Raw genomic sequence first — 15894 nt, forward strand, 5'->3', positions numbered from 1 at the left:
CGCGATCTCCGGCGAGGTCGAGCAGCAGTAGGTCAACGGCAAATCTGGGTATTTCCGCTATCCGGTCGAGCGCGTGGCCATCGTCCGGAAACCCGAAGACGTTCATCACCCAGGCGACCACCACGCCCGAGACAATGCGACACGGCGGTAGCGGTTCACCAGAGGACGTGCGTTCTACTCAGCAGGAACATTGTTCTGCCGATCGTCGGCTGCGCCAGCCGTCACGTAAAGCGGCGCCAGAGTTCTTGCACCCGTCATTGGACTCCCGCTTTGCAGGTTTCGCCTAGGGCCTGCATCAGGTCATCTATAATGTCCTGAGGATGTTCAAGCCCTACAGAAATTCGCAGCAATCCGCCTGGCGCTTTGGACTTCGCACCTTCAACGGATGCGCGATGCTCTATCAGAGAATGCGTCCCGCCAAGGCTTGTCGCCCGGACAACAATCTTCAGGCGGCCGGCCACGGCCATTGCAGCATCGGCTCCGCCCTCGACGATAAAGGATAGCATCGCTCCGTAATGGCTCATTTGCCGCGTAGCAAGATCGTGTCCCGGATCAGTTTGCAAACCAGGAAAGAGCACTTTTTCGACGCGCGGATGAGACGCCAGGGCCTCGGCCACTTTCTGGGCGCCTTCGCAATGGGCGCGCATGCGGACCGGCAATGTCTGCAGGCCCCGCAACGCCAGCCAACAGTCGAAGGGCGCTGCGACGCTGCCCTTGTGTTTCTGGACCATCCGCAATGGGCGACCGAGGGGTGACGCGTTTGGGACAATGACGACACCGGCCATCAAATCCGAGTGGCCGCCAATGTACTTTGTCGCCGAGTGCATCACCGCGTCTGCCCCGATTTCGAGTGGCAGTTGAAGCACTGGGGTGGCCCACGTATTGTCCACCACCGCCAACGCGTCTGCCTCGTGCGCGATTGCGCAGATGGCCGCAATGTCGACAACGCGGATCATCGGGTTTGACGGCGTCTCGACCCAGACGAGGCCAGTCCGCTTCGATGTCACCGCGGCGCGCAAAGCGTCCAAATCGCGCATGTCGACGGGGGCAAAGTCGAAGCGAGACCCAATGTCGGTCTCTTCGATCAGCGAACGAATGCCGAAATACATGTCATCCGGCAGAACGATCCGACCCGCCGACGGATGGCTCTCGAAAACTGCAGCGATTGCGGCCATGCCCGAAGCGAAGGCGATGCCGTCTCCCCCTCCCTCAAGCGTCGCCATGGCCGCCTCGAACGCATTGCGTGTCGGATTTCCATCCCTTGTGTATTCGAAGCCGGACGGAAATGACCCGTTGGCGCCTCGTTCGAACGTGGTGCTGGTCTGCAGCGGCATGGATACGGCCCCCGTGGACGCGTCGACACCTCGGCCGCAGTGGATCGCCTTCGTCTCAAAACGCATCGGCTATTTCCTTCCTAACGGGCAGTTGCAATTTCGTGCCGGTCACTATACTGACCGCAATACGCGAGCCGAGGACCCAAGTCAATATAATGACCAATGTTACGGAAGCGTTTGATGCCGAGCAAGCGCTTGGGCAAGCGATAGCAGCCCGGATCCGAGACTTGAGGCGTGACCAAAACCTGACCCTGGATCGCCTGGCTAAACTAAGTGGCCTATCGAAGGGAACCGTGGTCGCGCTGGAGCAGGCTAGGGCAAACCCCAGTATCGGCATACTGTGTCGGCTGGCGGCGGCGTTTTCGCTCTCGGTGGCCGATTTGTTGAACGAGCACCCTTCCACGGTGCGCCTTCCCATCGAGCGGACAGAGACCAGGAGGCTTTGGACGAGCGCCAAGGGAAGCTCTGCGCAACTGCATTCGTCGACCTCGGGACGCACGATGTTCGAACTGTGGAGCTGGGTCATGATGCCGGGCGACGTGTTTTCCGCGGACGCTCATAGTCCGGATACGCGCGAGCTGATCTCGGTCAGTCAGGGTGCCCTGAGCGTTGTGGTAGGTACCCACGTGGAAATTTTAAGCGAAGGCGAGAGTGCGCGGCTTGTCACTGACCAACCTCACTCATATGCGGCGGCATCTGATGTGCCCGCCCACTTCACGATGGCGGTGCTTGAGCGTGGTGGACACCGAAATCCGGGGCACTCGTCGACGGCAGCGAAGATTCAGGGGCACGTTCCGTAAGGCCCCGCCGATTACTAACAACCGCACATTCGCGACAGGAGATAAACCGTTGTACGTTCCGCCTCATTTTGCCGTCCCTGATCAGAACGCCCTGTTCGACCTTATCGAGAGACACCCGCTCGGTATCCTCGTCACCCAAAGCAAAGGCACGCTGGACGCGAACCACCTCCCTTTCGAGCTTGACCGCTCGAAGGGAGACAAGGGCGTTCTCAATTGCCATGTCGCTCGCAAGAACCCAGTCTGGGAGGAAGTCGCCAATGGCGATGAGGTTCTCGTAATCTTCCGTGAGGCCGACGCTTACATCTCGCCGAACTGGTATCCGAGCAAGCATGAATTCCACAAGCAGGTGCCGACCTGGAACTATCTCGTCGTCCATGCCCACGGACGCATCACTGTCCGGGATGATGAGCGGTATGTGCGCCGCAACGTGGCGAAGCTCACTCACATGCAAGAAGCCTCGCAGCCGGTCCCATGGAAGATGGGCGACGCGCCGAAGGACTTCATCGACACGATGGTCAGGGCAATCGTCGCCCTGGAGATCGAGATCACCGGCCTGGTTGGAAAATCAAAACTCAGCCAGAACAAAGAGTTGCGCGACATTCAGAACCCTGGCGAAATGCTGCGTGCCCAAGGGGCCATTGCGATGGGAGAAGCGATGCTCGCGGCTGCGGCGGTCAAATCCCAATAGCATGTGTCTTGTCCCGACAAAGCCGCTGGTGCCGGCTTCCCGACGGGTCACCTAGTCCGCCTTGACGCACGGCAATAGCGTTTGACGGCCTGAAGCGACGCTGTGGTCACCCTTGTGATGCTTTTCCACGCGCCTGGTCAGGCGACAGGATTGCTCCGTCGTGAGGACAGGCGGGAGTTTGCAGCTTGCGGTGGGCGGGTTCGTTTCCGGCGCCTGCGCCCCGTCGTATGTCGCGAGTTGAGGAATGCGATCGAGGGCGATGTGCAGGATGCGCTGCGGGAACGTCGTCGGCTGGCACAGACGGACTTCCGATTTCACCTCGACCACCCGCGCAGCGGTTTTGAATGAGGCGCAAACGCACGCGTGTCGAATTGGGCGATTTCCCTTGGGCGCCGAGCTCGACCATGCGCGATGATGCGCTCGACGCAGCTCCAGCTGGCGGCGCCTTCAACGAACTCCTTGAACCTGCAGACCTTGCCCGAAAGCACTTGCTCTTACGGGAGATGATTGGCTTTGTCGCCGAAGCGACTGATGGAGATGTTGGTGGGCGCCGCCGCGTAGGCGACGACCCCGTAATCACAGCGGGAGCTCGCAGGCGGGGTCGACAAAAACCCTTGATTGGCCGAGCTTGAGGTGCATCTCTATCAGGCTGATTGCCTATTGGGCTGGTCCAGCGTTTGATCGGACGCATGATCCATCCGACCAGCTTGTGAGGGATGCAACCGAACCAGGCGCTGCTCCCACAGTCTTCGCAGGCCCTCCATTAGAGCTGCATGCCTGGCCTGATCCGGCTCAATCATATTGAGGTGATCTCGCAACACGGCTTCGCCCTCGATCCGCATCAGTAGATTAAACAAGTCGTTTGAAATTCGCACACTGTCAATGCTGGAGTGGTTCGGAATAATCTCGCAGACAGTCTCCTGATGATCTCGCGCTGTGTAAGCACGGGTTTGATGGAGGGAGACTGAGGGAGGCAATGAAATCGCAAGCGCAGTCCAATCCTGCAGCGTTGCAGCCCTTTTTTTTACCAGGAAGGGCCCGACCACAAGTCCATCCAGCTCTGTCGTCAAAAATGTGGCAATCGCGTCTGCAACCGTATCCACGATCGGTTCAGCATTGTTGTTAAAGGACGTATTGAGCAGAATTGGAGTGCCTGTCCGCTTCTTGAAGGCATTGATGACCTCCCAGTAAGCTGGGTTGGCATCGCGCGATACTGTTTGCAGCCGAGCCGTACCGTCGACGTGCGTAATGGCACCCAACAAGGCGCGCTTTGAGTCACGCACGCGAACGACGAAATTCATGAATGGAAATTCGTGCTTACCGTCCGGGAGGTCGAAAAATTCGCTCGCATCCTCTTCCAGCACAGATGGTGCGAAAGGCCTATAGCCTTCGCGCTTCTTGACCATGGCATTGATCCGGTCCTTGTTTGCAGCGGGCCGAGGGTCGGCAAGAATGCTGCGGTTGCCCAGCGCACGTGGCCCAAACTCCGAACGACCCTGCACCCAGCCGATCACGGCGCCGTTGGTGATCCAGTGGGCTGCACTGCTCGCTACGTCATAAGAGCGTTCAACCTCGAGATGTCCGGACCATGCATTCAGTTCCTGTTCCACGGCGCGGTCGCTCCCGAGATCAGGACCCCAATAGACCTCCTGCAGTCGCTCACGCGGCGCGGGGCGGCCCATCTCGTTAGAGACTATCAGCGCAGCTCCCAATGCGCAGCCAGCGTCGTGAGACGCGGGTTGCACGAAGATGTCTTCGAAAAGCCCTGAATACAGCAGCTTGCCGTTCATCGTGCAGTTGTGGGCTACCCCTCCCGCCAGACACAACCGCTTCATGCCGGTGGCCTCACGGTGGTGCCGGAGAATGTGGAACACGATCCGCTCAAGCGCTTCCTGCAGTGACGCACTCACATCTCGATGCTGCTGGGTGAAAGGCATTCCCTTTCGCCTGATCTCGATGTTGCGGAGCAACGCCGGACCGATGCGGTCGAGGTGAACACGGTAGCCACCGTTGGCGGAGAGCTCGTAGAACTGCTCGAAGAGCTCGCGATAGGGAGCGGGGTCGCCATAGGGCGCGAGTCCCATTACCTTATACTCGTCGAACATGCCGTAGCCGAGACAGCGGATCGTCTCGAGATAAAACAGCCCAAGAGAATTGTCCTCCGGGAAAGCCTCGATTTGCGTAATTTCTGTGCCAGACCCTACCGCCACAAGGCCCGACAGGAAATCACCACAGCCATCAATCGCTAGAATGAGACTTTGTTCGAAGCCCGACATTGCAAAGGCGCTCACGGCGTGCGCCTGATGATGACCTACGAATGAAATACGCGAACTGTCCAACTTAGTGCCGAACTCACGCGCTAACAGGTTCTGCACCAACATTTTAGCATCCAACGGAGTGGAGAGAATGTCCGGTTGGGAAGCGGACATACCTTCAAGCATGGCGTTGGCATAGGGCTCGCTGGCGTAGACCGCGACACGATCAATGTCGCTGAGCTGAACCCCCGCCGTCGAGAGACAGTATTGAATCGAACCACTTGGCAGCTTGTTCGAGTGCTTGATTCGATTGAGGCGTTCCTCTTCTACGGCGGCTATCACCTTTCCGTCTCGGACGAGCACCGCGGCGCCATCGTGCATAAAGGCGTTCGGACGCTCGAATCGGTTTTCATGGACTTGGTCAAGTCCGCCGCTGATTCCTAGGCACAGCATTTCTTTCTCCAAATAGTAACGGGAAGCCAAATTGGCTTACCTCGACTGTTTCGAACTAAATAGGCGTGTTGTCGCCTGCAGCTGCGACCGCCCGTCAGGCATCAGCGGCATCGAAGAAAGCCTCATAAACGATCAATGAGATGCTTCGACTGTGACGCCTACAGTGCCATCACGCCGAGAGCTTGGCTGGATCATCCAATCCTGAGCGGCTGCTGACATGTATCCGGCGATGTCGTTTTCATCGGCAGAACCAACTTGCGATGCCGCCTGTTCTTGGGAAGGGCGGCCGTCGACGAATAACAGTACCGCCCCCGTGAACTGGCCCGATTTCATTCTCCGAAGCGACCATGGTCGCACCGCCCGACATTGTCGGCCAGTTGCAACTCACTTTCTCGGCACGACCTCCACTGCACGTCAGGGCGCATCGAAGATTTTCTCCTTTGGATTATACCTAAGGCAGCTTTCGTCACGCGTTAGAGCAGCGTGTGATTGGTGCGTGAGGCTCTTTTTTGTCCATGCACGATTCCGGAAGAGTGATGAAATCGATTGTTTTGATCAAAGTCATCCACGCTATGAATAACAGCCGCAGCACATGCGTTTTTCAAAGCGCTTCAGGCTTCCCGGATGGCTACTCCGATGTGAAGCGCATGGCATTCCAAGCGCTCTGCCAACCAAACGATGAGTATCGGCGTCGACCCTCATTGCCTTCGTCTTCGCGACTCCGTGACAGCGGCTGGCATTGTGTTTGTAGGGCATCGGGCGAAGATCATGTCGATCGGCCATCTCGCCTGCCTATTGACAAACCCTTGAACAATGATCCACGCACCAGCGCGATTGTGATCACGAGCGCCTCTGAGCTCGGGAGGTTCGGTTTTCTGAGGGTTCCTGGGTCTCCGAAGCGATGGAGGTAGCTAGCCTTCCTGGTGCTATACGGTTGTGCTCTTCATGGAGTGGACGCGTTTGCGTCTCGAAAGCGGTTCTTCAGTGGAACCGGCGCCAAGGCCCGTCTGTGGTCGTTCAGAACACGGGGTGCCGTCTCCAAACCGGATATTGGAGCGGGCAGCCGCCGGAATTTGACCCATGGAAATGAGCGCCTGTCAGGAGGCGTTCGAAAACGGCGCGATCTTCATCGCGGCTGTTTCATGGTGTCATTCCTGACATGTTCTTTATAATCGGCAGCTTGCGGATAGTCTTGCCCGTCGCCGCCCGTAGCGCGTTGGCGACGGCCGGGCCGATCGGCGGCACACCTGGCTCACCAACTCCCGTGGGCGGCTCCTCGGACGGCACAATGTGCACCTCGACTCGCGGCATCTGCTCGATCCTGAGCGGTGTATAGGTATCGTAGTTCTCTTGGTCTACGACACCGCCCTTCAGGGTCAGCTCCTCCTGGAGGATCGCACCTAGCCCGAATCCGATACCGCCCTCCATCTGAGCGCGAATCTGGTCAGGATTTATCGCGGTGCCGCAATCTACCGCGCAGACGACGCGGTCGACCTTGAAACCATTTTCATCGTTGAGGGTGATCTCCACCACATCGGCGACATAGGTCGAGAGGCTTTCATGCAGGGCCACGCCGCGGAAACGGCCTTCCGGCAGAGGCTTGTCCCAGCCTGCCTTCTCAGCAGCCACTTTAAGCACGGCGGCATGCCGTGGATGGTGACCGAGCATTGACAAGCGGAAGTCGACCGGATCACGGTTCGCAGCGGCGGCGAGCTCATCGATCAGGGTTTCCACCGCGTAAGCGGTGTGGGTGGAGCCTACCGAACGCCACCACAGCACCGGGATGTTCACGTCCGTGGTGGTCAGCTCGACCTTCAGGTTCGGGATCGCATAGGGCAGGTTGGTGGCGCCCTCTACGGAGGTTGGATCGATGCCGTTCTTGATCATCGCCGCAGAGGTCGAACCGCCCAAGACCGATTGACCCACGATGTGGTCATGGAGAGCGACGACATTGCCTTTCTTGTCGAGCCCCGCCTTGACTGCGTGCACATAGGCCGGGCGGTACCGCCCACCCCGCATGTCATTCTCGCGGGTCCACTGCACCTTCACTGGCTTGCCGCGTCCCAGTGCACGCGCTGTGGAAACAGCTTCGATAATGACATCTGCATCCAAGACCGCGCGGCGGCCGAAACTGCCGCCGGTCTTCATCACGTGCAGCCTCACCTTGTCCGGCGTGGTGCCGCCTACCTGAGCGGCAGCCGCCTGATAAAGGTCGGGCATCTGGTGTCCGCCCCAGACGTCGATGGTGCCGTCTTCGTTGATTCGGGCGGCCGCGTTGAGTGGCTCGATCGAAGCATGGACAAGATAGGGGAATTCGTAGTGCCCCTCGATGATTTTCTCAGCACTGGCGAACGCTGCGGGAGTGTTACCGTCGTCGCGCGCGGTGGCCGCGCCCAGATCGTCTGCTGCCTTGTTGTATTCGGCCATGATCTCGGCCGTGCCGCGCTCTTCGGCCTTCTCCTCGTTCCAGGTCACCTCCACGAGGTCGCGGCCCTTCAGCGCCGTCCAGGTGTCCCTGCCAACCACGGCAAGGCCTCGCGGCGTCTGGACGACATCGACAATGCCGTCGAGTGCCTTGGCCTTGGTTGCGTCGAAGCTCTCGATCTCGGCGCCGAACTTCGGCGGATGGATCATAACGGCCGTCTGGAGTCCCTCCATCATGAGGTCGATCGTGTAGGTCTGCGCGCCGTTGGTCTTGCCGGCGGAATCGTAGCGCTTGAGGCTGTCCGATCCGATCTGGGCCCACTTGTCGCGCGGCTTTAGCGGCACGTCGTCGGGAACCGGCATTCCCGCTGCGGCTTCAGCCAGGTCACCGTAGCGCGCCTGCATCCCTGAGGCGTGCGACACGACCCCGGAAGCGACTTTGATCTCGCCGGCTGGCACGTCCCACCGCTGCGCCGCGGCCGCCACCAGCAAGGCCCGTGCGGCAGCACCCGCCTTGCGGTAGCGTTCCCACGACGAGCCCATCGACGTGGAGCCACCAGTTGCCTGTGCGGCCCCGCCCAAGGCGAGATTGCCGTAGAACGCGGTATTGCCATATCCGCCGACCACGTCCACCTGCGCCCAGTCGCCGTCGAGCTCTTCCATAACCAGGGTGGCGATGCCGAAATAGGAGCCTTGTCCCATCTCGAACTGCGAGGAGTGGATGATGATTCGGTTCTCCTTTGTGATCTCGACATAGGTCTGGAAGGGGTTCGCCGGAACCTTTGCAGGGGTCGTTTGTGCGATGTCGGGCGCGGCCAGCACTGGCCGGTAGCCCACTGCGAGGCCGCCGGTGGTGACGCCCGCGCCGACGAGGAACCAGCGGCGCGTGGGCCGCACGGCAGTATGCTTCGAGAGAAACTGCGACATGCCTCAAGTCTCCAGCCGGTTGGCGGTCTCGTGGATGGCCGCGCGGATGCGATGATAGGTGGCGCAGCGGCAGAGGTTGCCGCTCATCGCCGAATCAATATCATCGTCCGTCGGCTTAGGCGTTTCGGTAAGGAGGGCCACGGCCGACATGATCTGGCCAGACTGGCAATAGCCGCATTGAGGTACGTCGAACTCGGCCCACACGGCCTGGACCGTTTCGCCTATCTTGCCCGACACACCCTCAATGGTGGTGATCGAGGCTCCTTCGATGTCGCCGACTGCGGTCTGGCACGAGCGCGTCGGCATGCCGTTAACGTGAACCGTGCAAGCGCCGCACTGGGCAAGCCCGCAACCGAATTTCGTTCCCGTGAGTCCGATGACGTCACGGACCGCCCAGAGCAGCGGCATCTCTGGATCGACGTCGAGTGTTCGCGCCTCGCCATTGAGGGTAAAAGCGACCATTGCTTGCTCTCCTTGTCCTGAGCTGGCTATCTCGTTGAGCCTCCGCCCGCCTGGCAACCGAGCTCTTGTTGCTGAGGCCTAGCGACCACACCGTAGGAACGCGCAGCTCAAGCAACAAGCCGCTAGGTTGGCGAGTTACGAGATCGTGAAGTGGGTCGTGTCGAAAGGCTGGAGGCAACTGAATGTCATTTTTTGGGCGGACAGGCCGCTTTAGGCTGGGTTACACGAGACTGGACATTCGGGTCGTCGCGAACATCGACCGCTGGTCGGCCGCGTCCGGCAGGGCCCTGATTGGCTACACGAAATGAAATGGGACTACTATCGATGGTGGCCTACCTCGACCCGCAACCTCCACGACTGGACCCTCAGGTTTCCGGCTATCGTCCCGGGCGGTGGCCGAGCTCGGCGCCTCGGACGCGATAATAGGCGGTGAGGCGTTCGTCGTTGACCAGAAGGCTTGTCGCGCATTCCCAGTCTTCAGCGGGCTCTTGGCCGCGGCGGGAGACGTCAGGACCATGCTTGCCGGCTTCGACCTGCTCAAGATCGACGGCGAGGGTCTTCGCGATCGGCCACTCGTCGATCGGCGCAAAGCGCTAGTTAACCTGCTGAGACGCCGCCAAACGGCATCGTTCTGAGCGACGAGATCAGCGGCGGCAGCGACATTCTCGCGCAAGTCTCCCAGTTCGGCCTCGATGGGCATCGTCTCCAAGCTGCGTGTCAGTCCATATCGATCCGGCCGGCGCCAAGAATGGGTGAGACAAAATGCGTGCTGAGTGATGAGTTCATCGTCATCGGCTGCGAACCCGGCAACAGTTACGGCGGTCGGGAAGCGTGCTCTGGCGAATGTCGAGGACGGAAATCTGGTGTTCGCCGGCGGCATTGGTACCGGCTTCAATGCGCGCACCGGGCCGGAAGTAAAGCGCCGGCTCGATGCCATTCCAATGGATAAACCACCGATTCCTAGTTTGAAGGCGAACGGCATGGGCGGAGTGCCCTGCGCAGTCTGTACCTCCGCAGTCGATTGTCGAGTTCGAAGGGGGTGTGATTGGCGTCGAGACCGCTCCAGCCATGGCTATCAGCACGCCGAGTGCGTTGTTTTCGATCAGTTCTCGAAATGAGCGGGTAAATACCTTTCACTTGCCGAACGGGGTTTGCTGTTCACCGGCTGGCATCCGATGGCAAACCTTTCAACGCGGCGGCGATCTGGCGCTTCGCTGCTGGGGGCAGAGGCAGGATGGGACGCGGGGGTTCGGCACTGCAAACGTCGAGCAATTCAGCGAGTGCATAGACGACGCGAAGGCTCGAGAACTCCTTGAAGAGGCTCCAGATCGGGACCAGCGCGGCATTGATCCGTCGCGCTTCGGCCGCATCGCCCTGTTGCGCCGCTGTGACGATCGTCATGCAGACCTCGGGCAGGATGCCCGCGAGGACGCTGTACCATGTGTCGGCGCCGGCGATCATGGCCTCGGCGGCGTTCCAGTCGCCGCTGTAACCAATCGAGAACCCTTCCGGCAGTGTGCGCCTCTGGGCGGTCAGGTGGTTCTTGATCGCATCGCTTTTGTCTGTCGGATTCTTGATGGCGACAATCCCAGCCACCTTTGCCAGGCGGCTGACAAGGGGTGGACTGAAATGGAAATGCGTCGTTCCTGGATTGTCGTAGACGACGATCGGCAGGCCACTTTCGCGCGCCACAGTGGAGAAATGATCGAACACCTCGTCATCAGTAAGCGGGGTGTAGGAGGCGGCGGCAAGCAAACCCGCAGCTGCTCCAAGGGCCTTGGCGTCTTGCGCGAGCCCCACGGCTTCATCGGTGCGCAGCGCGCCCACACCCACCACGACCGGCATTTGCCCCGCCGTTTGGTCCAAGGTCTCGGAGAGCGCCCGCCGCCGTTGCTCGCGCGACAGATAGATGTATGTGCCGGTGCTGCCGAGAAGACCGATGGAATCGACCTGAGCAATGCCAAGCCGAGCAATCAGCCTGCGCAGGGCAACGCTATCGACGCGGCCGTCACGATTGGTCGGGGTGATGGGGAACGCGGAAAGACCGCTCAGGAATGCCATGGCAAGGCTCCAGATCTATGTGTGAGCGCAGAGGTGGCCGCACGCCAGGTCATTACAAGACGTCCAAAGCCCGCCGCAGATCGGCGATCAGGTCATCAGCGTCTTCAAGCCCCACCGAGAGACGCATGAGATCCTCGCCGACTCCATCGGCCAAATGGGCATCCTTGCGGATCGGCTGCCGAGCACGGGTGAGGCTTGCTGGATGATAGATGAGGCTGTCGGCATCGCCGAGGCTGACGGCGCGAATGATCAGGTTGAGCCGGTCCATCATCCGGCGCGCTCCTTCGTATCCAGCGTGGAGGCCAAAGGCCAACATGCCCGATCCGTTGGACATCTGTTTTCGCGCCGTCACCTGATCAGGGTGCGAGTCGAGGAACGGATAACTCACAAATGCCACCGCCGGGTGCGCTTCCAGCGCCCGAGCCACCGCAAGGGCTGTGGCGCTGTGCCGTTCCATACGCAGCGTCAGCGTCTTGAGACCGCGCAGGATTAGGAAAGCTGACATGGGCGAGAGCGCTGCGCCGGTGATGTAGCGCAGGCCCGTTTCATGCAGCGTACGGAGCGTCTGGGCGTCGCCGAGAAGCGCCCCGCCAAGGGCATCGCCATGACCATTGATGTACTTGGTCATCGAATGGAGCACGATGTCCGCCCCGTGCTCAAGCGGTCGCTGGAGCGCGGGCGAGGCGAAGGTGCTGTCGACTGCAACCCTTACACCGCGCGCGTGAGCGCGCTCGGCAATTGCCGCTATGTCGAGGATGCGGCTCAGCGGATTCACCGGCGTCTCGAAGAAAACCAGCCGCGTCCGCTCGGTGATCGCAGCATCGAGATTGTGGGGATTTGACAGATCGACCGCGACGACCTTGATGCCGAAGCGGGGGACCGCCTGTTCGACCATGGCAAGCGTGTTCGCATAAAGCGTCTTGTGGACGATGAGTTCATCGCCCTGGGACAGGAGCGACAGGATCAGAGTGCCGAAGGCCGCCATCCCCGAGGCAACAACCAGCCCCGCCTCGGCTCCTTCCAGATTCGCGAGCCGCTGCACGAGGATCTCGGTCGTGGGATTGTATTCGCGCGCATAGAGCCTTCCACCAAGGGCGGCGGCGGCATCGTTTGCTGCCACGCTTTCGAACCCATAGGTTGACGTCAGGAACACTGGCGGCTGGACGGCATTGGAAAAGCCGGCCGGATCGTAGCCATGATGGATCGCCCGGGTGGCAAATCCGGGGCTGGTTCGGTTGAGCGACCCCGTGGGAGCATCGGTTTCGGATTGATGGGAGCTGGTCATTCGGCCTCTGCGATCTCTCTTGGGGTTCCGAAAGATTGACGGCAACCTGGCCAATGTGAAATATCCAGTTGGCGATGAAAGAGATGGTCCAGTCTTCAAGTGCCGGGTCTGCAGCGCGCTCGCACGCGATGGGTGCACGCCAGATATACGAAGCCCTTCGCGAGCAAATCCTCGGCGGCGTCTACGAAACCGGCAGTCAGTTGCCATCCTCCCGGGCGCTGGCAAATGACCTCGGCGTTTCGCGAACCACGGTGACGGTCGCCTATGAACAACTGGCTGCGGAGGGTTTCATCGAAGTCCGTCAAGGCGCACGACCTCGCGTTGCGTCTTCGTTGATGGGCCATGGGACGGGGCGCACTCACGCGCAACCGGTCGGCCCAATCCACCTGTCCGCATATGGCGAGCGGCTGCGCGCGACGTCACCCTGGCCAGATTATCTGCCGACTGGGCTGAAGGTCGAGTTCCGCTATGGCGACCTCGCGCCGTCGGATTTCCCTTCATTGGTCTGGAAACGCGCGATGAACGAGGCGATGGGGCAGCGCCCGCTGCGTCTTGCCTATGACGATCCTCGCGGCTCGCGCCGGCTTCGCCAGGCGCTTCAGGGCTATCTCTGGCGCGCCCGGACCCTGAGCTGCGACCTCGACCAGATCATAGTTGTGAACGGTTCGCAGCAGGGCCTTGATCTGTGCGCGCGCCTGCTTCTCGATCCCGCCGACCGTTTCGTCATCGAGGATCCGTGCTACAGGATGGCGCGTCAGGTCTTTGCCAGTACGGGTGCCTCACCCATCCCGGTCATCGTCGACGAAGACGGGATGAGGACCGAGTTGCTGGCGGGGATCGGAGCACGACTGGCTTATGTGACGCCATCGCATCAGTTTCCGCTGGGCGGCGTCATGCCGATCGCGCGCCGCCATCAGCTTCTGAAATGGGCGCGGCACAACAACGCCTATGTGATCGAGGACGACTACGACAGCGAATATCGCTACGACATCAATCCGGTCCCTCCGCTGCACAGTCTCGAGGACCACGGGGCTGTCATCTACCTCGGCACGATCTCCAAAACGCTCTCGCCGATGCTGCGCATCGGGTACCTCGTCGTCCCGCCCGAATTGCAGGAGGTCTTCGCAACCGCCAAACAATTCGCAGACCGGCATTCGCCGGTCGCTGAACAGGAAGCGCTGGCATCGTTGATCGAGAGCGGCGGCTACGAAAGCCATGTGCGCCGTGTGCGCAGGCTGAACGGCGAGCGTCGGGAAACGTTGTTGGGTGCCTTGCAGCACAGCTTCGGGGATCGCATCACTGTCCAGGGAGCAGATGCGGGACTGCACGTCGCGGTTTGGTTCAATGACCTGCCACGATCGCGGGAAACGGCCTTGGTCGAATCCGCCCGCGACGCTGGCCTTGGGCTACACCTGATCTCGCCGCTCTACGAACGGCCATCGGACGAAGGCCGCACCGATCGCGTCGGACTTGTCATGGGCTATGCCGCCTTGAGCATTCGGCAGATCGGGAAGGGCGTTGAGGTCCTGCGAGAGGTTGTCAAGCAGGTGCAAGACGCGATGCCGGCGCGGAACAACTGAGCCGGGGCGACGCCGAAAGCTGGCGCTGAAAACGGTCCGAGGGCCCCCCGTATTTCTTTCCAAACAGCCAACTGGACCGGGAAAATGCCATGCAACTGGCGCTGTTGATCAGGCCAGTTTTGCAGCAGGTTCCACGAGACGAATTTCCGAGAGTGATGATGACCTGGCGAGGAAAGCTGCTTCACGTCCATATCGCGCCTGCCGCCTCCTATGAAATGGAGGAGCTGGCGCAGGCGCAGCTTATTGCCGGCCAAGGCATTGTCGGAGACCGCTACTACTTGGGGACGGGGACCTATTCCGCGCGTCCTGACGTTCGCGAAGTGACGCTGATCGAAGCTGAAGTCTTGGACGCCATCGCGCAGGGCGAACCCAGAATTCCGGGCTTCAAGGCCAAGCTCGCACCCGAAGATCACCGGCGCAATCTTACGACACGAGGCGTTCCGCTTAGCCATCTTGTCGGCAAACGCTTCCGGGTCGGGGAAACGATTCTCAGGGCCGCCCGGATGAATGTGCCGTGCAAGTATATCGAGGAGTTGCTCGGGCTTTCGGGTCTCTACGAGGGGCTTCTGAACCGCTCCGGCCTGAACTGCACAATCGACGTCGGGGGCGTGATCCGCCCTGGTGATCTGATCTTGCCCATCGACGAGTGAAACGCCATGGCCTCGCCGCGTATTATCATGAAGCTGACCGTGACCGCCGTCCGCAAGGAGCCGGGCGACGTGCTGGTCATCGACCTGAAACACCCACGCAAACCTGTGCTGCCGGCGTTCGAAGCGGGTTCTCACGTCGACGTCCATCTGCCTGAAGGGAAGGTGCGTCAGTATTCACTTTGCGGCGACCCGACCGAGCTGGGCCGCTACACCATCGCGGTGAAGCGCGAGAATGACGGCCGTGGCGGCTCGGCGTGGATCCACGAAACCATTGCCGTCGGCTCCGCACTGCCTGTCTCCGCGCCACGCAACCATTTTGCGCTCAAGCCAGGCGAGGGGCCGACTTTGCTGCTGGCAGGGGGAATCGGGATCACCCCGATTCTGGCCATGGCGCGCGCGCTCACCCGGCAGGCCAAGCCCTTTGAGTTGCACTATTTCACCCGCAGCCGTGCGCTCACGCCACTCTTGGCGGCGATCGGGCGCGATCTTCCCGGCGGCAATGTGCGGATTCATTTCGACGACGAGCCTCAGACCCGGCAGGACATCGCCGCGCTGCTGGCGAACCGTTCGGCCGAGGCTCAGGTTTACTATTGCGGGCCGCCTGGCTTCATGGCGGTTGTGGGGCGCGCGGCCGAACACTGGCCCGAGGGTACTGTTCATTTCGAAACTTTCCAGCCTCCCGAGTTTGATGGCGCGCCACCGGAACCATTCGTCATAGAACTGGGTGAGGGCAGGATGGTCGAGGTTTCGGCGCAGACCACGGCGCTCGCGGCCCTGCGCGGGGCCGGTGTGCCGTTGATGGCCTCGTGTGAGAATGGGGTGTGCGGGACCTGCGAATGCGCAATGCTGGCGGGACAGCCGATCCATCGGGATGCCGTCCTGTCCAAGGAGGCACGCGGCCACCGCTTCATCCCCTGCGTGTCGCGCGCGACAGGTTTGTTGAAACTCGATCTTTGACCATTTGGGCGGGGGTCC

At 60.8% G+C, this 15894-nt stretch carries 11 protein-coding genes; 5 read left to right on the plus strand and 6 right to left on the minus strand.

Translation table 11 applies throughout. From position 1 onward, the window contains the following. Positions 1-254: 254 nt before the first annotated feature. Positions 255-1400, minus strand: a complete 1146-nt coding sequence (locus NKJ64_RS23270; RefSeq protein ID WP_352463425.1) for a trans-sulfuration enzyme family protein — start codon at positions 1398-1400, stop codon at positions 255-257. 89 nt (positions 1401-1489) lie between these two features. Here NKJ64_RS23270 and NKJ64_RS23275 point away from each other — a divergent pair, with 89 nt between their 5' ends. Together NKJ64_RS23275 and NKJ64_RS23280 are read left to right on the plus strand one after the other, a co-directional pair. After that, on the plus strand, positions 1490-2134 hold the full coding sequence (locus tag NKJ64_RS23275; RefSeq protein ID WP_031197303.1) for a helix-turn-helix domain-containing protein: 645 nt from the start codon (positions 1490-1492) through the stop codon (positions 2132-2134). A gap of 49 nt (positions 2135-2183) precedes the next feature. Continuing rightward, positions 2184-2822 (plus strand): FMN-binding negative transcriptional regulator, encoded by a 639-nt coding sequence (locus NKJ64_RS23280; protein ID WP_023672382.1) that lies wholly within the window; start codon positions 2184-2186, stop codon positions 2820-2822. A 644-nt stretch (positions 2823-3466) separates the two neighbouring features. On the opposite strand, the gene NKJ64_RS23285 is transcribed toward NKJ64_RS23280, so the two are convergent. From NKJ64_RS23285 to NKJ64_RS23305, 5 genes are all read right to left on the minus strand, one after another. Next, positions 3467-5530: a carbamoyltransferase family protein gene (locus tag NKJ64_RS23285; protein WP_023685529.1), complete on the minus strand. Its 2064-nt coding sequence runs from the start codon at positions 5528-5530 to the stop codon at positions 3467-3469. 1140 nt (positions 5531-6670) lie between these two features. Continuing rightward, a complete protein-coding gene (locus NKJ64_RS23290) occupies positions 6671-8881 on the minus strand; it encodes a xanthine dehydrogenase family protein molybdopterin-binding subunit (protein WP_023685528.1) in 2211 nt (736 codons plus the stop codon). A gap of 3 nt (positions 8882-8884) precedes the next feature. Further along, entirely contained in the window at positions 8885-9343 is a 459-nt protein-coding gene (locus tag NKJ64_RS23295) for a (2Fe-2S)-binding protein (RefSeq protein ID WP_023689394.1), read from the minus strand. Positions 9344-10501: 1158 nt separating this feature from the next. Then, positions 10502-11404, minus strand: coding sequence for a dihydrodipicolinate synthase family protein (locus tag NKJ64_RS23300; RefSeq protein WP_023685525.1), 903 nt, complete (start codon positions 11402-11404; stop codon positions 10502-10504). A 52-nt stretch (positions 11405-11456) separates the two neighbouring features. Then, complete coding sequence (locus tag NKJ64_RS23305; RefSeq protein WP_023685524.1) at positions 11457-12689, minus strand: trans-sulfuration enzyme family protein; 1233 nt, start codon at positions 12687-12689, stop codon at positions 11457-11459. Positions 12690-12763: 74 nt separating this feature from the next. Between NKJ64_RS23305 and pdxR the strand changes: the two genes are divergently transcribed. From pdxR to NKJ64_RS23320, 3 genes are all read left to right on the plus strand, one after another. Then, positions 12764-14269, plus strand: a complete 1506-nt coding sequence (pdxR, locus tag NKJ64_RS23310; RefSeq protein WP_033000523.1) for a MocR-like pyridoxine biosynthesis transcription factor PdxR — start codon at positions 12764-12766, stop codon at positions 14267-14269. Positions 14270-14427: 158 nt separating this feature from the next. Next, entirely contained in the window at positions 14428-14919 is a 492-nt protein-coding gene (locus NKJ64_RS23315) for an MOSC domain-containing protein (RefSeq protein WP_023711837.1), read from the plus strand. Between the two features lie 6 nt (positions 14920-14925). Continuing rightward, positions 14926-15876, plus strand: coding sequence for a PDR/VanB family oxidoreductase (locus tag NKJ64_RS23320; RefSeq protein ID WP_023685521.1), 951 nt, complete (start codon positions 14926-14928; stop codon positions 15874-15876). Positions 15877-15894: the final 18 nt, after the last annotated feature.

Source organism: Mesorhizobium sp. M0062 (assembly GCF_040323125.1).
GTDB lineage: Bacteria > Pseudomonadota > Alphaproteobacteria > Rhizobiales > Rhizobiaceae > Mesorhizobium.